This window comes from Pseudomonas sp. 18175, assembly GCF_050432925.1.
Classification (GTDB): Bacteria; Pseudomonadota; Gammaproteobacteria; order Pseudomonadales; family Pseudomonadaceae; genus Aquipseudomonas.
Genome location: NZ_JBKFTO010000003.1, coordinates 179,546 through 199,042, shown reverse-complemented (window position 1 = coordinate 199,042; position 19,497 = coordinate 179,546). Strand labels below are relative to the sequence as shown.

Sequence of the window (19,497 nt, the reverse complement as noted above, 5' to 3'; positions counted from 1 at the left end):
TTTGTGAACACATTCAAGTGTGGGAGGGGGCTTGCCCCCGATGAGGCCATCAGCACCACCAAAGATCTCAGCGCTGCTCACTCTCATACCTATCCAACGTATCACTGGCAATCTCCCGCCCCAGCGCGATCAACTCCGGCGCCTTGTAAAACTCGAAGAACCGGCACACTCGCTTCGGCACGTTGATCAACACATCTGGCGGGTACCCGGCGATCTTGTACTGCGCCAACGACGTCTGCATCACCTCGAAGCTCTGGTTGATCAAATCCAGCAGCGACGCCGGTCCCACGTTGTCGATGATAAATGACCCGGTGGCCGACTTCGGCGCGCCTTCTTTTTCCGGCGCGGCGGCCGGTTGCTGGGATTCGGGTTCGGCCGAGTCCAACCATGGGTTGATCTCCGCCGCTTCGGCCTGCAAGGCTTCCTGTTCCAGCATCATCAACTGTTCGGCCTGCTTGCGCCGAAACGGCAGGTGCGAGCCCAGTGACTTGGCCAGGTTGTTGAAGCGGCTCTTGAACGCGGGCGGGCGCTGGATTACCGGCAACTGATAGTGCTTCTGGTTGGTGGCGTTGAGGTTGACCGCGATGATCAAGTCGCAATGGCTCGACACCACCGGCACGATGGGCAATGGGTTGAGCAAGCCGCCGTCGACCAACATGCGGTTGCCCTGCATCACCGGGGTGAACAGGCTGGGGATCGCCGCCGAGGCGCGCATGGCTTGGTGCAGGCAACCTTCCTGGAACCAGATTTCCTGTTGGTTGGTAAGGTCGGTGGCGACGGCGGTGTAGGGAATGCGCAATTCTTCGATGTTGAGTTCGCCGACGATCTTGCGGATTTGTCCGAAGACCTTCTCGCCACGAATCGCCCCCAGACGAAAGCTCACGTCCACCAAGCGCAACACGTCGAGGTAGTCGAGGCTTTCGATCCAGTTCCGATACTCGTCCAGTTTGCCGGCGGCATAGATCCCGCCCACCACGGCCCCCATGGAACAACCGGCGACACAGGCAATGTCGTAGCCGCGTCGTTCGATCTCCTCGATCACCCCGATATGGGCGTAGCCCCGAGCCCCGCCGGAGCCCAGCACCAAGGCAACGCGTTTTTTCATGGTCCATGTCCTCCCCAAGGCTCCCCAAGGCAGGTGCCCACAATGCGCCTATTGAGGGGCCGGGTTCAATCGCCGGTGGCGCCTATACTATTTTCCCAGGGTAACCACGGTTGTCGGGTATGCTTTGGCGATAGGTACTATCGATTTCAGGCTAAGGACAAGGCACTTTTCACTGTAGGCAACGTCTACAACGTACGACTGTTTTTTCTTTATTTTGAGGTGTCATCGATGAAAGCCTGGATGTGTGTGCCTGTGATCGTGTTGGCCCTGGCCGGTTGTGCCGGGAAAACCGCGTACCGCGACAGCTGCGGCACCCAACTGGATGCTGCGTGGCATGAGCTGGACCTGGCCAAAGCCGAAGGGTTTGCCGGTACGGTGAGCTACTCCAAGGCCCTGTCGCTGTTGACCGGTGCCAAGACCCAGCAACAATTCGAAGCGTTTGAAGGCTGTTCCAACAAAGCCGAGAAAGCGCGGTTCTACATTCGTGAGTCTCGCGCCGGGCGTTGACCTGTAGCAGCGGGTAGGATTTTTCATCAGCAGGTGAGGGCAGGATGTCAGCTTTGGTCGATCAGTTAGTCGCTCAGGTCATTGGCCTGGAAGTAGGGTTACTGAGCTGCCAGGCTCGCCTCGCCGCCGTCACCGATGACGAAGCCTTGCACGACCTGCGCACCACAGTGCGCCGTCTGCGCAGCCTGTTGCGCCCTCTGCGCGGCTTGCCAGGGGTGGAACAGCTTGAATTGGCCGCCAGCACCGTCGGCCAGTTGACCACGCCGCTACGTGATCGCGAGGTGCTGGCGGCGTATTTGCACCAGCACGGCTATCACGACGCGGCGGAACGGCGCCTGCGCTTGCAACCCGAGGCCTATCGTCAGGTGGCGCAAAGCCCGGAGCTGGCGCATTTGCTGCTGATCCTCGATGCCTTCCCACGCTTTATTCGCGCTTCCCAGCATCAAAAATTGCTCAAGGGCCTGCGCCCGCGCATTGAGAAACGCCTGGCCAAGCAATGGCAGGCCCTCGATAACGCGCTCAAGGACCCCGGCCATGATCGTCACCGCCTACGGTTGTTGATCAAGCGCGTTCGTTACGCCGCCGAAGCCTATCCCGAGCTGGACAAACTCCCCGCCAATGCCATGTCCCGCCTCAAAAAAGCCCAAGGCGCATTGGGTGACTGGCACGACTGTTGGCAGTGGTTAGCCCAGGCCGAACACCAGCCGGACCTGCAACCCTACGTTGCGGTATGGCAGCGCACCATGGCCAAGGCCGAAGGGCAAGCTGACCGCGTGCTGGATAAGCTCAGCGCCGATTGTTTCTAGATCTGTCCGGTTTTTGGCCGGAATAAGCGCTGTGCCGGGCGGTTACGATGGTTAAGATCCCCCATCTGTTCTTTGTGATGTGAGGTCGCCATGCGCTTTAGTGATTTGCTCGACGCCGCCCGTAGCAACCCGCTGGCTGTCACCATTCCGGCCGAATGGGCCCAGGGCCGTGCGTCCTTTGGTGGCCTGGTCGCGGCCTTGCAATATGAAGCCCTGCGCGCCCAAGTCCCGGCGGACCGTGGCCTGCGCTCACTGGCAATCACCTTTGTCGGTCCGGTCGCGCCGGATGTGCCAGCCAGTTATCAAGTCGAAGTCCTGCGCGAAGGCAAGGCCGTCAGCCAATTGCTCGGCCGAGTGGTGCAAAACGGGGAAGTCGCGACCCTGGTGCAGGCCAGCTTTGGTGCGCCCCGCGAGTCCGAGATCGACGTCGCCGCAGAACCTGCACCGGTGTTCAAACATTGGGATGACTGCCAGGAACTGCCCTACATCCAGGGCGTTACCCCGGAATTCATGCGACACATGGCGATGCGCTGGAGTGTTGGCGGCTTGCCGTTCACCGGTAACAAATCCCGCGACATGGGCGGCTGGGTCCGCCTGCGTGGCGATGTGAAGGAGGAGCCACTGACCGAAGCGCATCTCCTCGCCCTGGTCGATGCCTGGCCGCCGTCGGTGCTACCACACCTGAAAAAACCGGCACCCGGCAGCACCCTGACCTGGACTATCGAATTTATCCAACCGCTGCAAAACCTCACCACGCTTGACTGGTGCCAGTACCAAGTCAGCATCGAACATGCTCGTGACGGTTATGGTCATGCTGCTGCAGCATTGTGGAGCCCGAGTGGTGACTTGATCGCCATCAGCCGCCAGACCGTGGTGGTGTTCGGCTGAGCCTCAGAACGAATGACTGTCTTTGGCTTCCAGATTACGGCCGTGGCGTTGCAGCGCCACGCCAGCCAGCACACCCACAACCCCTACCGCGACGCTTGCCAGGCTGAGGCTGAATACCCCGGAAACAATCAACAGAAAGCCGATGATCAACAGCGGCATCGCAATCAACTGCAACGCCAGGTTGGTCGGGTGCTGGTGATTGTGAGGCTGGTTGCGCCATTGCCAGGCTGGGAGATTGGGGTGACGTTTGCCCATGATGAAAAATCCTCTGTCCGTTGAAACAACTTGAACAGAGTTTAGGTGGGGGGTAGTAGGGTGGCGAATTGGGGCTCGCTATGGGGGGCATAGTAGGCCATTCGTGGAAAATCCTTTTTCAAGCCCAAATGACGCAATCATGATCATCCATGTGCACCAAAAACGTGAGTTCGCTATCCGTTACCCAAAATGGGTATCCAGTCGTTTCACGTAAAATACATGCGACATCTTGTGCATCGTCGACTTTCCACGCTCTGTACTTTGAGTCATAGACCAGAAAAAACAGGTGTTTTTGGTGAATTCGCTGGTGTATTTCCTGCCAGAATTTTGGATTGTGTTCTGTGCTTTTCTCGTTCAACTCGACCGGGTCGAGTACGTTGCTCTCAGACTTGAAAAACTTCTTTGTGAGCAAGCCTATTAGGCTAACGAGTTCTCCCGAATCAAGCTTTTCAGACCTGATTGTTAAAGAACTGATTGCTTGATCTATTTCGTCCTCAAGGTAGTTCATCACGGAGTTCCTATTTTTGATCGGCTAACGGGAACCAAATCGATAAATATATGGCCTCTTGTCGCCCCGCCGCCGCCTCTTTTTCCGGGAGTTTGATAACCGATATGGGGGGAACTTGGGCCTTCTTTGCTCGGAACGAGCGTAGGGTCATCAATATTTACTTCGGCCCCTCTATTTGGGCCTTTTTCTACACGCCACTCGGTGGGGAATGTTTTTCCATACTGGTCTTTTCCCCACTTGGTGACACCGTACTCTTCCTTTGGGATGCCTGTCCTACGAAAGGCTTCCTCTAAACCTATATGCATTTGCTCGTAACTGTTACCGCCATGTTTACGCCAGTCCAGATCTACATCTGAGTTGAACCCCCACGTGCTTCCCGGGTTTGGTTTAGGACATTGCCCCGGTACACAAGCTAGCCCTAGAGGGTCGACACCTCCCGTTGGGTTGGGCACGTACTGGTACGCATTGATCCCACCCGCCAGCTTCACCGGGTCCGGCGTCAGGTAGCGACCAATATCCGGATTGTAGTAGCGATGGCGGTTGTAGTGCAGCCCACTTTCCTGGTCGAAGTACTGGCCTTGGAAACGCAGCGGGTTGTCGATTTTGGCTACGTCGAGGCGGGAGATTTCGCCGTAGGCGCGGTAATGGGCGGACCAGACGATTTCGCCGTCAGGGGTGGTGAGTTCTTGGGGCGTACCAAGATGGTCGAGTTGGTAGTAGTAGGGCTTGGTCGCTTTTGGGCCGAAGCCTTCCAGCGTGACTAGTGGGCAAAAGCTATCCGGTTCGTAGAGGTAGCTGCAGTGTTGATCCTTGTGGTGTTCAGCAATCAGCTTGTCGCCTTGCCAGAAAAATTCCGTGGTTTCCCCGCCCACGGTTTTGCTGATACGCCGTCCAAACGGGTCATAGCGATAGCTGGCAGTTTGGCCGTTGGGTTTGGTGACCCCGATCAACCGATGCTGGCAGTCGTAGCGATATTCAGTGACAAGTTGATGGCCTTTGCCACGCCGCTCACGGATGAGGTTGCCGAAGGCGTCGTAGTCGTAGTGGTTGTCGCCCTGCATCATCAGGCGATTACCCGCCACGATGTCGGGGCCGGGGCGGTCTTGCATCAGCAGGTTGCCCGCCGGGTCGTGGGCGAAACGTTCTTGCAGGTCCTGGGAGTGGTCGGCGCGGGTCAGGCGGTTGAGTGGGTCGTACTGGTAAAGGTGTTCGCCTTTGCGGGTGTCGAGCAGGCGGGTGAGGTTTCCGGTTTTGTCGTAGTCGTATTGGCGTTGGTAGAGGTAATGGTCCTGGTGGGTGAGGGCGTGGGCGTGCAGGCGCTGTTGGTCGTCGTAGTGGTAGTGGCTGAGGAGTTGGCCTTGTTGGCGTTGGTGTTCCTGGCCGGATTTGAAGAGGTGGGAGGTGAGGATTTCGCCGTTTAGCTCGACGGTGGCGAGATGGCCGCCTTTGGCATGATTAAAAACAACGCGGTTGTTATCTGGTAGGCGCAACTTTTGAAGATGGCCGCAGGCGTCGTAGCCGTAACGCAGAGTGCCCCAGCCTTGGTGTTCAGCTGTGAGGCGGTTTTGGTGGTCGTATTCGTAGGAAAGTGCCCAATGGCCATCTTCGACGCTAAGGAGGTTGCCTTGGCGGTCGTAGGCGTAATCGATAGCCTTTCCATCAGGCAGGGTTTTTCGTACAAGGCGTCCGGCGAAGTCGCGTTCGTAGCGGGTAACTAACTGACTACCGTCATCCCCGTGTTCGGTCTTTTCTTGCAGATTGCCGTTGAGGTCGTAGACGTAGGCAGTGCGTTGGCCGTCAAAACCCGTTTCCTGCTGGATGAGCCCGTTGGGGTGGTACTCGAGCCGGTAGCTTTCGCCAACCTCGTTTTCGATTTCCGTCAGCAACAACCGCACATTGTCGTAGCGGTATTTAACCTGGGAGCCATCAGCATTGATGCGACGGCTGATCAGGTGCAAACCATCCGCGTATTCGTAGCGGGTCACGCGCCCGAGTTCATCGCGCTCGGCGGTGATTTTTCCGTAGGGGTTGTAGCTGTATTCCCGCGTCAAACCGCCCGGTAGCACCACACGCACCAAGCGTCCAACACTGTCCCATTGGTACTGAGTCAGCGCGCCCTGTTCGTCTTCGCGAGCAATCTGCCGCCCAATATCGTCATAGCGATACCGCTTGATGCCGCCATTGGGTAATTGTTCTTCAATGAGCTGGCCACGCTCATTCCAGACCAGTCGTTGAGAGCTGTTATCCGGGTACCAAACCCCAATCAACTGCCCATATTTGTTGTAGGTGTAATCGGTGATATGCCCATCAGGATCGATCTTGCGCGTGATATCGCCCTGATCATTACGCTCATACTTCCAAACCGCTTCACCGCGCCGCACCACCCGTACGAAGCCGTTGTCATGCTCGTAGGAAGTGGGCTCATCCTCCCCCGGAAACACCGCCACCAATCGCCCAGCTTCATCGTACTGATACGCCGTCACCGCCCCCAGCGGGTCTTGCTCAGCTGTCAGACGGCCTTGGTCATCGTAGGATTTGAAGTGCTGGGCGCCATCCGGATCAATGCGCTGCACCAACCGCGCGCGCTGGTCATGCACATAGACTTCTTGGCTGCCATCGGCGTTAAACACGGTGACGCGGCCGTTGTCATCCCAGGCATACCGCGTGTCCATCTGCGAAAAACTGGCCCAGTGCCGGATACATCGCGCCGCCTTGCCAGAGCGTTCCCACGCCCAGAAGAAACTCGCTCCACCGGCCAAGCCGCGCTCGAGAATGACGTGCTGGTCGTCGTAGCGATAAGTCTCGGTTTCGCCTACGGCATTGGTCGCCGACACCAGCCTGCCGAGTTCGTCATAGGCGTAGGAAACGACGCTTTGCTCGGTGACCCAGACGTAGGGCTCATAGTCCTTGGCCCGCTGAATCTGGTACTCCACCGCCCCAATGCGGCCCGATTCATACCGCAAGAACAGCGAGCGGCCCACACCGTTATCCACCCGTTCAATCCGGCCCAGAAAGTCGCGAGAAATACGCAGCCGATTGCCATACGCATCACTGATCGCCGTCAGCGCACCGTTAACAAAATGGTAGAAACGCGACGCCTGAGCCAGCACCAACTCATCCGGCACCGAGCCCAAGTAGATCGCAGCTTCGGCCAAACTATTGGTAATTGCTGGCCGAGTAGTTGTCGGCAAGGGCAGGGCAATCGAGCGATTCTCATGATCGGTCCACACCACCGAATCACCCGCAACCTCAACCCGATGCGCCAGCGAATGACTCCAGCCAAACCCCAACCCGCAGTCCACTTCCACCGCACTGGTGCGATACAACCGGGTCCACTCAAACGGCAAAATCCCGTCTAACGAACCATCGGTCAGAGCGAGCAACTCCTCCCCAGTGACCATCGATACTGGGCAGCCATTGGTCGCGGTTTTATCCGCACTTGAAGCCGCATCCCCGTTCTGGTTTTTTCCCGAAACCGGCACATCATCCACGTGCTCCTGCCGAACCAACGCAGTCCTCTGCACGGCCTTATCCCGAGCCATCGCCATCGGGTTTGAAACCAGCTCATCCCCAACCTTCATCGGCACTGAGGGAATCGCCTTGGTCGGCGTCGCCGGCCCTCCAAGCAACAAGGGTTTAGCCACGTCCACATGGGGTTTCAAAGGCGCTCCGCCCAACTGATCCGCCAGCTTCTCCAGCCACTTGCGTGCCTGTCCGGACTTGATATGGCCCAGCACTTGCGCGCCCAGGCGAATCTGCACGCCCATGGCCCGTGTCGCCCAGATCAGAAACAGGTTGATCAGCACTTCGCCGGTGATCTCACCGACCACTTCAAACATCTGCGGGGGTGGCAGCATGCGCAGCCAGGCGACCATGGCGGACAGGTAAATGAACAACAGCGGCTCATCACTGAGCACCAACAAACCGTTGGCGATGGCGTCTTTGCCCAGTTTCAGCAGTTCATCCAGTTCGGCCTGGGAGATGTAGTGCAGCAACTTCTCACTGTTAGCCTTGAGGTCTGCCAACAGGTCATACAGCTGCGTGAGGTTATCCCAGAGGTTGTAGAGCGCCTTGGCGATCCCGCTTGAAAATGCCAGGCCCTGCATCGCGCTGCGCTCCAGCGGCGTGGCGTGGGCAAAGTCATTCCACAGCGGCTTAAACGTTTTGAGCCATTCATCGCGCAGATCAACGTCCAGGCCCTTGATCACCGACTGATAAGACGCATACAGCGCCTTGACGTGCTCCTTGGAAACGTTGGGGTAGAAGGTGATTTGGTAGCGCTGGTCGCGGGTGCAGTCCTTGACTTCAAGAATGCCGCTGGGACCGATGACGTGATGCATCGGCGCGCCAATCGGGCTGCCGTCCGACGCGATGCCTTGCAGCATCACCGGGGTGTTGCCGATGGGTACGAACCGCGTACTCTCGAACAGATGCACCAGGGTCAATGAGCCCTGGGCTTTGCAGAGGGCGACTGTGCGATGGGGCTTTTGGGACGAGGCTGGGGCTACAAGTGCAACTTCATCGCCGACCTTGAATACCTGCTCCACCTCAAGCGCGGAGAAACTCCAGAAACTTTCGGCCCACGCATCAAAGTCGTTCAGGCAGGCGCGAAAATCGCGCAAGACGTTTTCAACGTCCGGCGTCTTGGCATCCATGGGGGCCAGTACCAGACTGGCAATCACCGGGATCAAGACGTGGCCCTATTGAGTCGGGCATCGAAAGAGAAGTGCATCGGCGGTCCCTCGCGCTGATTGTTCAGGCGAGAGACTTTGGAGAGGTTGGTAGGGAAAAGAAGTCGGCGTTATTCGCCAGGAAAGCTAGGAAGTTTCGTCAAAACCTCGGGCAAACCGAGGTTCGGATGTAGGGGCAGGATTACAGACCGAACAGTCCTACAACTTCAACTGCCCAATCGCCTTGCTCAGCTCCCCAGCCAGGGTCGCCAGTTGGTTGCTGGTGGTTGCCGAATCCACCGTTTGCTGCACGGTGTTTTCGGTCACGTCCCGAATGCTTACCACGGCGCGGTTCATCTCTTCGGCCACGTGGCTTTGCTGTTCGGCGGCGACGGCGATCTGGGTGTTGCTCTCGCGCATCTGCGCCACGGCGCCGGTGATTTCGGCGAGGGCTATACCGGCTTCCTGGGCTTGTTGTACGCAGTCATCGGCCTTGAACGAGCTTTCCTGCATGAAGTCCACGGCGTCACGGGTGCCGGCTTGCAGCGCCGAAACCATACGGGTGATTTCGTCGGTGGAGTTTTGCACGCGCTTGGCGAGGTTGCGCACCTCGTCGGCGACCACAGCGAAACCACGGCCCATTTCCCCGGCGCGGGCGGCTTCGATGGCGGCGTTGAGGGCGAGCAGGTTGGTCTGTTCGGCGATGCTGTGGATCACACTGACCACACCGTTGATTTTCTGGCTGTCTTCGGCAAGTTTCTGGATCATTTCGGCGGTCTGCTGCACACCGGTGGAGAGCCCGGCAATGGAGCGTTGCACGCGGGTGACGACCTCCTGGCCGCTGCCGGCGAGGGTGTCGGCGGTCTGGGACAGGTCGCGGGTGGCGCCGGCATGTTGGGCGATATGGTAGACGGTGGCGGTCATTTCGTTGATGGCGGTGGCGGCCTGGTCGGTTTCGCTTTGTTGGCCGAGCATGCCGTGCTGAACATCGTTCATGCTGCTGGCCAGCCGAGCGGCGCCGTCATCCAATTGCTGGGCGGTGCGCGCCACGGTGCTGACCACGCGTTGGTAGCCGGCCTGCATGGCGTTGAAGGCGCTGGCCATCTGTCCGACTTCGTCTTTGCACGCCAAGGGTACGCGGGCCGAGAGGTCTCCGGTTTTCTCCACGTGCAGCATCACGTCCTTGAGGGTGTTGAGCTGGCTGAGCAGGAAGCGGATCAGCAATTGCGACGCGCCGAGCATCGCCAGCATCAGGATCGCCACGGCCACCGCGTAATTACCGAAACGCTCGCCGAACACCTGGCTCAGGCTGGGCGCGTAGGCCAGCACGGCCACGTGTTGGCCGTCAGGGCGGGCAATGACTTCGGCGCCCATCAACGGGTTTTCGCCAAATAATGGCATGTGATTGAGTTCAACCCAGCCGCTGGCGGTGCTCAGCGCTGACAGATCCTGGTCGGCCAGTTGTGGGATTTGGCCACTGGTGAATGCCAGCCAGTGCTCGCCTGCGGGCAAGGCCTTGTCCGCAGGCCAAGCACTGAGCAGGCGCCCCTGGGCCTGCGCAGAGGCCATGGATGCATCGCTGCGCGCCTGCTGTTCGAGTTGCACGGCGTACAGCACCAGCAACAGGGTAGTGATAAAGGCGACCGCGTTCACGGCCCAGAATTTGTATTTAAGCGAGATGTTGCTAAGCCAGGCACCCATGGAAGGTTTTCTCTGATAGCGGAAACAGCATTGGCAAGGTGCCATTATTGTGCCGCTACTCAGGAAAACCGTTTTGACATGGGTCAATGCGCCACATCAATCCACGCTTGGCAGCCCGAAAAATGCGCGTGCGCTGGCGGTACTGTGCTGCGCCAGGTCTTCCACGCTTTCGTTGCGATGCAAAGCCACCTCACGCAGAACTTCGGGCAAGTACGCCGGTTCGTTACGCCCGTTTTTTGGCTTGGGCCGCAGGGTGCGCGGCAGCAGGTAGGGCGCGTCGCTCTCCAGCATCAGGCGGCCCCGGGGAATTTCCCTTACCAGTGGGTGCAAGTGTGTCCCACGACGCTCGTCGCAGATCCAGCCGGTGATGCCGATGTGCAAGTCGAGGTCGAGGTAGCTGAACAGCGCTTGTTGCTCGCCAGTGAAACAGTGCACTACGGCGGCGGTGAGGTGGTCGCGGTAGTCCTTTAGGATCTCCAGTAGCCGCACGTTGGCATCGCGCTCGTGCAGGAACACCGGCAGTTTCAGCTCCACGGCCAGGGCCAGGTGTTCTTCGAGGACTTTTTCCTGCTGCGGGCGTGGCGAGAAATCCCGATTGAAATCCAGCCCGCATTCGCCCACCGCACGCACGCGACTTTCATTGAGCAAACCGCGCAAACGTTGGGCACTGTCGCCATTCCAGTCGCTGGCAGAGTGGGGGTGGATGCCGGCCGTGCTGAACAGGCGCTGGCCACTTTCATCGAGTTTTACACACAGCTCCAGGGCCTGTTCACTGCCGTCGACGCTGGTGCCGGTGAGCACCAATTGCTGCACGCCAGCGGCGTAGGCCCGGTCGAGAACGGCCTGGTGCTTCTCGTCGAAACTGGAGTTGGTCAGGTTGACGCCGATATCAATGAGTTGCATGGTGCTACCTCCGCCTGCGGCCGGAAAGCATATCAGAGCTGTAGATTTATAAGAAAATCGAAGAACTACAACGAGTTATCGCTGTCTTTGAACGTCGCAAGTGACATTGGGGTTGGCCGAGTGCCGCTCCCTATGCCACCGTTGCGCGCCTTGCCAGCGCTGAAAGCGCTCTGTTTCTGACCCCCATCGCCTCATTTTTCGTGAGGACGTTGGCCAGTATTCTTTTCCGGAGAGCGGATGATCCGACCCTCGGCGTTGCTTATGTTGTGCCTGACGTTACTGCTGCCCATGGCGGCGGTGGCGCGCCTGGACGGGCCGTTGGAAGTGACCAAGCCTGGCAAGGTCCGCGACCTGGCGGACATCCGCTCCAGCCGCACCCTGCGAGTCTTGGTCAACCAGAGCCGTAACAGTTCAGGCGAAGTGCAGGGCCAGGCCATCGGTGTCGAATACCATCGCCTGCGCGCCTTCGAGCAATACCTCAATGGCCACGCCCGGGATGGCCAGGAAATCAACCTCAAGATCATTCCCAAGGCCAAGGACCAGTTGCTCGGCGCGTTGGCCCGTGGCGAAGGCGACCTGGTGGCCCCAGGTGAATTGCTGGATGTGAAGGCGGCCCACAAGGTCAGCACCAGCGATCCGATTGCCAGCGATGTGCCGCTGTGGCTGGTGGGGGTGAAGGGGGAGCGGCGGTTTACCAAGCTGGAGCAACTGTCCGGTCGCACCCTGGCGCTGACTACCGGCAGCGCGGCGGCGGATGCTATCAACCAGGTCAACCAGAAGCTGGCGTTGCACAAGCAGCCGCCAGTGAAGGTGGAATGGGTGGACCCGACACTGGCCGTGGAAGATGTGCTGGAGATGGTCCAGGCCGGTATTTTCCACCTCACCATCGTCGAGAAGCCGATTGCCGAGCGCTGGTCGAAGATATTGCCCAAGTTGCGCTTCGACAAGCAGGTGGTGATCAATGAGCCAGGTGACGAATACTGGTTTGTACGCCAGGACGCCTCAATGCTGCGGGCGAGCATTGATCGATTTCTCAAGACCTATCGAACCCCTTCCGATCAGGATGTGGCCTTCCAGCGCATCTACCGCCGCCTTTATCAAGTGCGCAATCCGCTGGCCCGTGTCGACCGCCAACGCCTGGAAAAACTGCGACCTGTCTTGCAAAAGCACGCCCGCGAGCAGGGTATGGACTGGCTGAACCTGGCCGCACTGGCGTTCAAGGAGTCGGCGCTCGACCCCGGTGCACGCAACAGCGGCGGCCCCACCGGCTTGATGCAGATCACACCGTCGGCGGCGCAGCGGGTAGGCGTCAATAACATCGAAAGCCTCGATAACAATGTGCAGGCCGGCGCGCGTTACCTGGCGATGATCCGTCGCAAATTCTTTGCCAGCCCCAAGCTTAACGAGCGCGAGCGCATGGCCTTTGTGCTGGCGGCTTACAACATGGGGCCGGAGCGCGTGCAGGGTATGCGTACCGAGGCCAAGCGCCGGGGGCTCAACCCCAACCAGTGGTTCTTCCAGGTTGAGCGCATTGCCATGGAGCAGGTGGGGATGGGCGCCGTCAGCTATGTTAATAGCGTCAACAAGTACTATTTGGCGTTTGATCGGGAGCGGGAGTCCCTGGAGCCGCCAATGCCGAAAATGGCCTCACGAAAATAATCGATTTTATCGATGTTAATTAGGCATTTTTTCGGCTTTTATCATTCTTTAATCTGATTAATATAGCGGCCAACCAACCCCTACTTTGAAAAGGATTATCACCATGAGCCCACTGATCAAAAGCATCCTGTCCACCCGTGCCGGTTACGGCCTGACCATCCTGCGCATTGTGGTCGGCATCATCTTCGCCGCCCACGGTTCGCAAAAACTGTTTGGCTGGTTTGGCGGCTACGGCCTGGCGGGCACTGCCCAGTGGATGGAAAGCATCGGCCTGGCGCCGGGTACCCTGATGGCGCTGTTGTCGGGTGGTACCGAGTTCTTTGCTGGCCTGGCACTGATCATCGGCCTGCTGGTTCGCCCTGCAGCGTTGGGCCTGACCATCTTGTCGCTGGTGGCAATTTTCTCGGTGCATATCCATAACGGTTTGTTCATGGCCAACAATGGTTATGAGTTCGCACTGGCCTTGCTGGGTGGCTCGCTGGCGGTGCTGCTCGAAGGCGCTGGCAAACTGTCTGCCGACCGCGCCATCGCCAACTGATCTCCCTGTAAAACCCCCAAGAGGCCCGCCATGTGCGGGCCTTTTGCTGCTCGGGATTCTTGACACCGCACTATCGGCTTCTCTAGGATGCCGCTCATGCGCCGATTTAAACAGCTAATTGCGGGGCGCCATGGGTGACCGATCTCGGTCCCGACAGAAGCGATCACACTGCTTCGAAATTCCGCTAAAGCGCTGGTTCGGTGTTGCCTCTCACCTGCCCGCAGACTTTTGAGGCAGAGACTCGACACAATGAATGCACTACGCCCCCTGATTCGCCTGGCCCCGATCACCGCGGACCTCACCCAACGCAATCCTAAAATTCTCCTGGGCGGCAAGCACCAGCCGACGCTGTTGCGTTACCTGGATGGCTGGCCTCGTCGTAGCGGGCGACCGTCTGCGTTCCTGATCCAGTTTGTTGAAGACGGCGATTCCCTTGCCCGTTTTGCCAGTAACAGTTTTGACCTCGCCGTTATCCAGGCCCCCAACGCCAGCAACGTAAATGAAGTGATCCGCCAGTTGACGCGCATCGCCCGTCAAGGGTTGATCGCGCGCCGTTGACGCTTCAGTAGAGCGTAGAGGGCGGGGCGGGGCGGCGGCGATTGCGCCACAGGTGCACACCCAAGGCAATCAGGCACAGCAGTGCCGGTACTGGCACGATAAGCAACACCTTCACATTACGCTCCAGCCGATGTACGGGCGCATACGCCTGGGTCTTCAGTGCATGCAACTCCATCGGCAAACGCAGCCGCTCCTTGTTGAGCGCCTGCAAATGGGTGCTGGTGTCCACGGCCTCGGTACCCAGTGAGGTGGCAGGAGGGTTCACGCGTTGCCATTCTTTTTCGGTTTGTGCCAGCCGTCGCATCAGGTCGCCGGCCTGGGTTTGATAGGTGTGTTCAGCGGTTTCACGCAGGCTTTCCAGCACGTGCAATGACGAGCGTGTGCCAGCGCGAGGACGGATGTTGGCCAGCTCATCGGGCGCGGCCAGGTTGTCCAGGGTATTGAGCACAAATAGGCTATTGCTGTTTTGGGCTGGGATGTCCAGGTGCTCGCCAAGCAAATCGGTATCAGCGACGACTACCACATGGATCTGCGCTGATTTTTGCAGGCCCGCTGACCGTTCGCCGACACCGTCGGGAAACGCCGAATAGGCTGGCCCCTCAATGCGTGCGGCGATGACATGCCTTTCACCCCACGTGGTTATTTCACTGTCCAGTGCATCTGGCTCCACGAGCGCCGAGTGCCTTGAGCTACTCAGCAGTGGCGTGAACTGAGTCTGGCTCTTGTCTGTGGGGCTAAGGGCTCCACTGCTGGATACCGTCACTGAGTCGAGCTTCCAGGTGCTGACATCGTTCGTCATCATTGCCTGGCGCGGCAGGGTCAATGTCGTTGGGAGTTGGTCCGGTAGAGCGTAGGAGGTATCGATGAGTACCTTGTCGCTCTGCAGGGCGACGCCCCAGCTGGCAAGCAGTCCGTCCAGAGGAGAGGCCGGGTGTGTTTCTTTTAATTGTCGCTCGCTCAGCGGGTCGACAAACATCAATACTTTGCCGCCGCCGAGTACAAATTGATCAACTGCATACAGGGTTTGCTCTGGCAGCCTGCGAGGATGCACGAGCATGAGGGTTTGAATGCGTGGGGGCACGTACTCGGCATTGGGTTCCAGCTCCAAAACATCAAAGTGTCGGTGTAGCTCTTGTCGCAAAACCTCGATTGATTCCTCCGGCGACAACCCTGATAGCAGCCCGATAACCGGTGGTTCCGGGCGTAGCAGTTGGGTGATCAAGTGGCTGATTTCATATTCCAGAAGGGGTTCCCTGTCCGGGCTGAACGATTCGATGCGTTGTGCGGCATGGCCATCGCGGGTCACGATTAGCCCCAGGAAACCCTGCTGATCGTCAAGGCCGTACAGCCTGGCCTTGTAGGCATCTTCTGAAAAAGGAGTGGGGTTGATGATGTGTAAATTGATCATGCCCTTCGCGGCTTGTTCGAATGCCTTGAGCGTTTCTTCAACCCGTCTGCTGTAGTGTTTACGTTCGCCGAGTTTGCTTGAATGAAAGTAGTAGAAGTCCAGTGGGGCATCCAGTGAGGAAAGCAATTGCATGACGGCGGGCGATAAGGAGTTGGTTTTTTGTTGGGATAGGTCCCAGCGTACGTCGGGAAGCCTGGGGGCCCAGACCAAATTGAAGGCCAGGAAAATCAACAATATGACGTTGAGCGTTATGCCCGTGCGCAAAGCGGATCGCATCAAGAACGACCTTCTTAGCGGCTTTTGTAGTTGAGCAGCACGATGGTCGCCGCCAGAAACGCAACGATCATGCTAATGAAGTACAAGCCGTCACGAAGAATCAATGCGCCATGGTCGATCACGGTAAAGCGTAAAAATGGACTAAGAGACATCAAGCTGTCGATGAGCCAGATTGGGGTTTGATGTTCCAATGCGTCCAGAACAGAAGACACACCGCCGACGGTCAACAACAAACACAGTGTCAGAAGGAAAATGACCAGGCGTTGGTGAGTGATCGCGCAAATAAAAAAGCCGACTGAAAGATAGCTGCCCGCCAATAACCAACTGACGATTAACTGCGAGGCGATGACGAGATGGTCTGCGGCGCCCAGTAAGTTAATAACGATGACGATTGGAAAGCTCAGTAACAGCGCGAGGCCCGTTATAACCCAAGCGGCGAGGTATTTGCCGATGACCAGTTGCACCGGTGAGAGAGGTAGCGTGGCGAGAAAGTCGATAAAGCCGGCCTCGTGTTCGCGGGCCAAAAGTTGAGTTGATAGCGCGGGAATCAGCAATAAATACAGCCACGGATGCACGTGGATGAACGCCTGCCAGTGGTTGTTGCTGTGCTCCAACCACTGGCGCATAAACAAACCCAGTGCGGCGGATAACACCAAGAACATGGCAATGCTCAAATACGTAGACGGCGTGGATAAGTAACTGGCCAGTTGGCGTTTGAATACAACAAGCAATGACTTCAAAGGGACGCCTCTTGGCTCAGGTGATGAACAACATCATTCAGGCGGCCGGGTTCCATTGTCAGCGAGCGCACTTTCCAGTGCCGGTTGGCGATCAGCGTGCTGATCGATGGGAGAATGCTGTGGCCCGGCATGGGCAGCACCGTCACCATGCCGGGGCTGTGGCGATCTTCTTCGATGCCGGCAACGCCAGGCAGTACGGCAAGGGCTAGCAGATCCAGCGCAGACTCTGATGCCAGGGTGACGGCATGGAAGTGGCGTGAGGTGCGCAGCAGTTCCTGCATTGGCATATCCGCCAATAGCCGGCCATTCTCGACGATGAGGCCGCGGGTGCATGTTTTGGCCAGCGCTTCGCAGTCGCGTGACGCAATGACCACTGCCATCTCTTCGGTCAATGATTGGATAAGTGTCCTGGTCTCGATGTGTTGGTGAGACGCCAGACCCTCGAAGGGTTCATCCAGCAGCAGTAGGGCCGGATCATGCAGGATGGCTTGGGCTAACGCGACTTTGCGTTTCAGACCCGGTGCAAGTGTATGGATCGGGTAGCTGAGTAATGGCGACAGCTCGAGTCGCGCTGCCGCCCGATCGACGCGCCTGCGTTTTTCCGCGCCATGGAACCCGCGTAGAGCAGCAATAAAACCGAGCAGACTGCTGACGGACAGGGTGGGGTGGCTGAATTCGGCAGGCTGATAGCCCACGGCCTGGCAAGCTTGGCGTGGGTGTGTGCGGGTGTCGAAACCGAGGATGATCACTTGGCCGGAAGACGGGCTTATCGAGCCCGCCAGCATCTTTAAGAGTGTTGTTTTAGCGGCACCCTCCAACCCCATTAATCCTAGGCATTCCTGCCGCTGGGCAATGAATGAAATATTGCGGATTATGGTTTTTTTGCCCTGCTGTTTTGTCAGGTTGCGTAACTCGATCATTATGCTGTTCTGCTGGATTAGTTTGGCAGGGTGTTTGAAAAGACACGCGCCTTAATGGGCGAATGCAGGGCTTGGAGTTTGAAAAGGGTACGTTCAATAGGGTGGCTTGGATATGCTGGGATGCTTTATTAAGACAAGTCCTACGCCTGGGTTTATAGCGCAGAAAGGCAATCGCTATATGATGGGGATGTATTAAGAGGTGGGATGTTTACCTTTTGTTTAACTGATGTTTAATCGTCGTGAGGCCTGAATATCGTGATGCTTCTACGTACCCTTGTTCTGGAACGCTCGGATGGGGATGCGCCACTCAATGGTGCATTACTCTGTGGTTTTGCTGTTCCTCAAATAAACTCGAACTTTCTTGTGTACAGCCTTGATGAAGAGACAGAGCCCGGAAGTGCCAGGGTGTATGTGGCGGCGTTACGCAAGAAGCTTGAACGTTACTTCTTGAGTAGTGTTGACGTTCAAGAGGACCTGCACATTGCGATGCAAGTGTTCAAGCAGATACTGACGTTGGCCGCTTCCGGCGCTAAGACCCTTAGCGTTACCGATACCCAGATCCCCTATCATTTTGTCGATTTGAAGGGTTGTAAATTGCCGCCGGCCAGGCCAGAAGATCACCATTCGGTAATCATCAAGAAAGCCCTGGTGATGAAGGTGATTACCCTGGGAGCATCTGTACCCGCGTGCGCGGCGATTGAAAGCGCCTCGTTGATCGTCCCGTCCATTCGTTTTTCTTCTCAAATGATCTCACCACCCAAGGTGGCAAGCATGCCTGAAAGAGAGCCGCCGCCATTGCTGGAGGAACTGGATGAGCCGCAAGCGTTGTCTTGCGTAGCGGAGGAACCGTTGCCTGTGGCCCCTATCGTCTGTGCGCCGCCCACCCCGGTCGCGCCGGTGGCGCATGATGATTCACTGTTTGAAGTGGACAGTACCTTGACCAGCCTTGCACGTGTTGCCCAGGAGCTGACGGTAAAAAAGACAGCGGTACTTAAGCAGGAGGAGGCACTTGAGCAGTGGCAAAGGCAACTGCAGCAACAGCAAGCAGAGCTTGATCGGGATCGCCAGGAGTTGACCAATCGAACGTTGGAAAAAGAGTCTACCCTGCGGTTGCGGACCCAGGCGCTAGAGAGTCGCGAAGCCCAGTTGGCGGAGGCGCTCACCGCGCAGCAACGCGAACAGCACCAAATAGAGGAGCGCACCGCAGCTCTTGAGCAACGGAGCGCCCAGGCCTATACCCAAGAATTGCTGGTCCGCCAGAAAAGTGAGAAGTTGAACACCGCCCAGGCCCAGATATCCGCAGGGCGACATCATCTGCATGCCATCTTGCTTGACCTTGAACGTACGTTGGGCAGTCCCGGCAGCGCTGTCGAGCCGGCTCAATCCGGCAGTGACCTGTTTAACGTGTCGATGTAGGCAATCTGCCCGCCGGCCTGGCTACTTTCTCGCGTTCATTTATCATCCCTCTCTGTTCGAAGGCGCCAGGCCTGAGGTCATGGCGTAGTGGAGTCAATGGACATTTCCAGGGGATGCATGCGTTTGAGTACCAAGCTGATTACCAAAGAGGGTCATGAGGCGCTGAAAAAAGAGCTGGATTACCTGTGGCGGGAAAAGCGCCCAGACACCACGCGCAAGGTGACGTGGGCAGCCTCCCTGGGTGATCGAAGCGAGAACGCAGACTACCAGTACAACAAGAAACTGCTGCGCGAGATCGACCGCCGCGTGCGTTACCTACGCAAGCGCCTGGAAGACATGCGCGTGGTGGAGTACATGCCCGAGCAGGAAGGCAAAGTGTTTTTTGGCGCCTGGGTCGATATCGAAAACGAGCAGGGCGAGACCAAGCGTTTTCGAATCGTAGGGTATGACGAGATTTATGAGCGGATGGACTACATCTCCATCGACTCACCCATGGCCCGTGCGTTGCTGCGCAAGGAAGTGGACGACGAGGCCATCGTGCAAACCCCGAGTGGGGACGTGTGCTGGTGGATCACCGGTATTGAATACGTGAAGTAAATCAAGCGCGCCCGCACCCAAAAGGCGTGCGGGCTCGAGCCG

16 protein-coding genes and 1 pseudogene are annotated in these 19,497 nt (G+C 57.9%); 8 read left to right on the top strand and 9 right to left on the bottom strand.

Features of this window, described 5'->3' with window-relative positions:
• Window positions 1-67: 67 nt before the first annotated feature.
• A complete protein-coding gene (locus tag ACLD1Y_RS05935; protein ID WP_429476292.1) occupies window positions 68-1,105 on the bottom strand; it encodes a patatin-like phospholipase family protein in 1,038 nt (345 codons plus the stop codon).
• Between the two features lie 228 nt (window positions 1,106-1,333).
• Between ACLD1Y_RS05935 and ACLD1Y_RS05930 the strand changes: the two genes are divergently transcribed.
• From ACLD1Y_RS05930 to ACLD1Y_RS05920, 3 genes are all read left to right on the top strand, one after another.
• A complete protein-coding gene (locus ACLD1Y_RS05930) occupies window positions 1,334-1,612 on the top strand; it encodes a hypothetical protein (RefSeq protein WP_010176194.1) in 279 nt (92 codons plus the stop codon).
• A gap of 44 nt (window positions 1,613-1,656) precedes the next feature.
• Window positions 1,657-2,418 carry a CHAD domain-containing protein gene (locus tag ACLD1Y_RS05925; RefSeq protein ID WP_429476289.1) on the top strand — a complete coding sequence of 254 codons (762 nt, stop codon included), beginning with the start codon at window positions 1,657-1,659 and terminating at the stop codon, window positions 2,416-2,418.
• A gap of 90 nt (window positions 2,419-2,508) precedes the next feature.
• A complete protein-coding gene (locus ACLD1Y_RS05920) occupies window positions 2,509-3,306 on the top strand; it encodes an acyl-CoA thioesterase (RefSeq protein ID WP_429476287.1) in 798 nt (265 codons plus the stop codon).
• Between the two features lie 6 nt (window positions 3,307-3,312).
• On the opposite strand, the pseudogene ACLD1Y_RS05915 reads toward ACLD1Y_RS05920, so the two are convergent.
• The 5 genes and pseudogenes from ACLD1Y_RS05915 to ACLD1Y_RS05895 form a co-directional block, all read right to left on the bottom strand.
• Window positions 3,313-3,561: pseudogene (locus tag ACLD1Y_RS05915) on the bottom strand (terminase); the annotation flags it as partial.
• A gap of 118 nt (window positions 3,562-3,679) precedes the next feature.
• On the bottom strand, window positions 3,680-4,069 hold the full coding sequence (locus ACLD1Y_RS05910) for a hypothetical protein (RefSeq protein ID WP_429476285.1): 390 nt from the start codon (window positions 4,067-4,069) through the stop codon (window positions 3,680-3,682).
• Window positions 4,069-8,760, bottom strand: coding sequence for an RHS repeat-associated core domain-containing protein (locus ACLD1Y_RS05905; protein WP_429476283.1), 4,692 nt, complete (start codon window positions 8,758-8,760; stop codon window positions 4,069-4,071). Before ACLD1Y_RS05905 ends, ACLD1Y_RS05910 begins: the two co-directional genes overlap by 1 nt.
• Before the next feature lie 198 nt (window positions 8,761-8,958).
• Window positions 8,959-10,440 (bottom strand): methyl-accepting chemotaxis protein, encoded by a 1,482-nt coding sequence (locus tag ACLD1Y_RS05900; RefSeq protein WP_429476281.1) that lies wholly within the window; start codon window positions 10,438-10,440, stop codon window positions 8,959-8,961.
• Window positions 10,441-10,536: 96 nt separating this feature from the next.
• Window positions 10,537-11,343 (bottom strand): TatD family hydrolase, encoded by an 807-nt coding sequence (locus tag ACLD1Y_RS05895; protein WP_429476279.1) that lies wholly within the window; start codon window positions 11,341-11,343, stop codon window positions 10,537-10,539.
• 237 nt (window positions 11,344-11,580) lie between these two features.
• Between ACLD1Y_RS05895 and ACLD1Y_RS05890 the strand changes: the two genes are divergently transcribed.
• The 3 genes from ACLD1Y_RS05890 (at window position 11,581) to ACLD1Y_RS05880 (ending at window position 14,098) form a co-directional block, all read left to right on the top strand.
• Entirely contained in the window at window positions 11,581-13,002 is a 1,422-nt protein-coding gene (locus ACLD1Y_RS05890) for a transglycosylase SLT domain-containing protein (RefSeq protein ID WP_429476277.1), read from the top strand.
• A 103-nt stretch (window positions 13,003-13,105) separates the two neighbouring features.
• On the top strand, window positions 13,106-13,540 hold the full coding sequence (locus ACLD1Y_RS05885; RefSeq protein WP_038848549.1) for a DoxX family protein: 435 nt from the start codon (window positions 13,106-13,108) through the stop codon (window positions 13,538-13,540).
• 249 nt (window positions 13,541-13,789) lie between these two features.
• Window positions 13,790-14,098: a class I SAM-dependent methyltransferase gene (locus tag ACLD1Y_RS05880; RefSeq protein ID WP_429476275.1), complete on the top strand. Its 309-nt coding sequence runs from the start codon at window positions 13,790-13,792 to the stop codon at window positions 14,096-14,098.
• A gap of 4 nt (window positions 14,099-14,102) precedes the next feature.
• Here the strand turns inward: ACLD1Y_RS05880 and ACLD1Y_RS05875 are convergent, their stop codons facing one another.
• Genes ACLD1Y_RS05875 through ACLD1Y_RS05865 form a run of 3 tightly spaced genes read right to left on the bottom strand, consistent with a single transcriptional unit; the run spans window position 14,103 to window position 17,442 of the window.
• On the bottom strand, window positions 14,103-15,782 hold the full coding sequence (locus ACLD1Y_RS05875) for a Gldg family protein (RefSeq protein WP_429476273.1): 1,680 nt from the start codon (window positions 15,780-15,782) through the stop codon (window positions 14,103-14,105).
• Window positions 15,783-15,796: 14 nt separating this feature from the next.
• Window positions 15,797-16,522 carry an ABC transporter permease gene (locus tag ACLD1Y_RS05870; protein WP_429476271.1) on the bottom strand — a complete coding sequence of 242 codons (726 nt, stop codon included), beginning with the start codon at window positions 16,520-16,522 and terminating at the stop codon, window positions 15,797-15,799.
• Window positions 16,519-17,442 carry an ATP-binding cassette domain-containing protein gene (locus ACLD1Y_RS05865; RefSeq protein WP_429476269.1) on the bottom strand — a complete coding sequence of 308 codons (924 nt, stop codon included), beginning with the start codon at window positions 17,440-17,442 and terminating at the stop codon, window positions 16,519-16,521. Before ACLD1Y_RS05865 ends, ACLD1Y_RS05870 begins: the two co-directional genes overlap by 4 nt.
• Before the next feature lie 255 nt (window positions 17,443-17,697).
• Between ACLD1Y_RS05865 and ACLD1Y_RS05860 the strand changes: the two genes are divergently transcribed.
• Together ACLD1Y_RS05860 and greB are read left to right on the top strand one after the other, a co-directional pair.
• Complete coding sequence (locus ACLD1Y_RS05860; protein ID WP_429476267.1) at window positions 17,698-18,858, top strand: hypothetical protein; 1,161 nt, start codon at window positions 17,698-17,700, stop codon at window positions 18,856-18,858.
• A 123-nt stretch (window positions 18,859-18,981) separates the two neighbouring features.
• The gene (gene greB, locus ACLD1Y_RS05855) at window positions 18,982-19,455 is read left to right on the top strand and encodes a transcription elongation factor GreB (protein WP_012722976.1); all 474 of its coding nucleotides are present in this window, start codon (window positions 18,982-18,984) and stop codon (window positions 19,453-19,455) included.
• The last annotated feature ends 42 nt before the right edge of the window (window positions 19,456-19,497 follow it).

What these genes read in the sequence shown, in the direction of transcription:
- ACLD1Y_RS05875 (WP_429476273.1), bottom strand. Translation starts at nt 15,782, where the DNA reads ATGCGATCCGCTTTGCGCACGGGCATAACGCTCAACGTCATATTGTTG.
- ACLD1Y_RS05930 (WP_010176194.1), top strand. Translation starts at nt 1,334, where the DNA reads ATGAAAGCCTGGATGTGTGTGCCTGTGATCGTGTTGGCCCTGGCCGGT.
- ACLD1Y_RS05890 (WP_429476277.1), top strand. Translation starts at nt 11,581, where the DNA reads ATGATCCGACCCTCGGCGTTGCTTATGTTGTGCCTGACGTTACTGCTG.
- ACLD1Y_RS05920 (WP_429476287.1), top strand. Translation starts at nt 2,509, where the DNA reads ATGCGCTTTAGTGATTTGCTCGACGCCGCCCGTAGCAACCCGCTGGCT.
- ACLD1Y_RS05900 (WP_429476281.1), bottom strand. Translation starts at nt 10,440, where the DNA reads ATGGGTGCCTGGCTTAGCAACATCTCGCTTAAATACAAATTCTGGGCC.
- ACLD1Y_RS05880 (WP_429476275.1), top strand. Translation starts at nt 13,790, where the DNA reads ATGAATGCACTACGCCCCCTGATTCGCCTGGCCCCGATCACCGCGGAC.
- ACLD1Y_RS05925 (WP_429476289.1), top strand. Translation starts at nt 1,657, where the DNA reads ATGTCAGCTTTGGTCGATCAGTTAGTCGCTCAGGTCATTGGCCTGGAA.
- ACLD1Y_RS05885 (WP_038848549.1), top strand. Translation starts at nt 13,106, where the DNA reads ATGAGCCCACTGATCAAAAGCATCCTGTCCACCCGTGCCGGTTACGGC.
- ACLD1Y_RS05895 (WP_429476279.1), bottom strand. Translation starts at nt 11,343, where the DNA reads ATGCAACTCATTGATATCGGCGTCAACCTGACCAACTCCAGTTTCGAC.
- ACLD1Y_RS05935 (WP_429476292.1), bottom strand. Translation starts at nt 1,105, where the DNA reads ATGAAAAAACGCGTTGCCTTGGTGCTGGGCTCCGGCGGGGCTCGGGGC.
- ACLD1Y_RS05910 (WP_429476285.1), bottom strand. Translation starts at nt 4,069, where the DNA reads ATGAACTACCTTGAGGACGAAATAGATCAAGCAATCAGTTCTTTAACA.
- ACLD1Y_RS05865 (WP_429476269.1), bottom strand. Translation starts at nt 17,442, where the DNA reads ATGATCGAGTTACGCAACCTGACAAAACAGCAGGGCAAAAAAACCATA.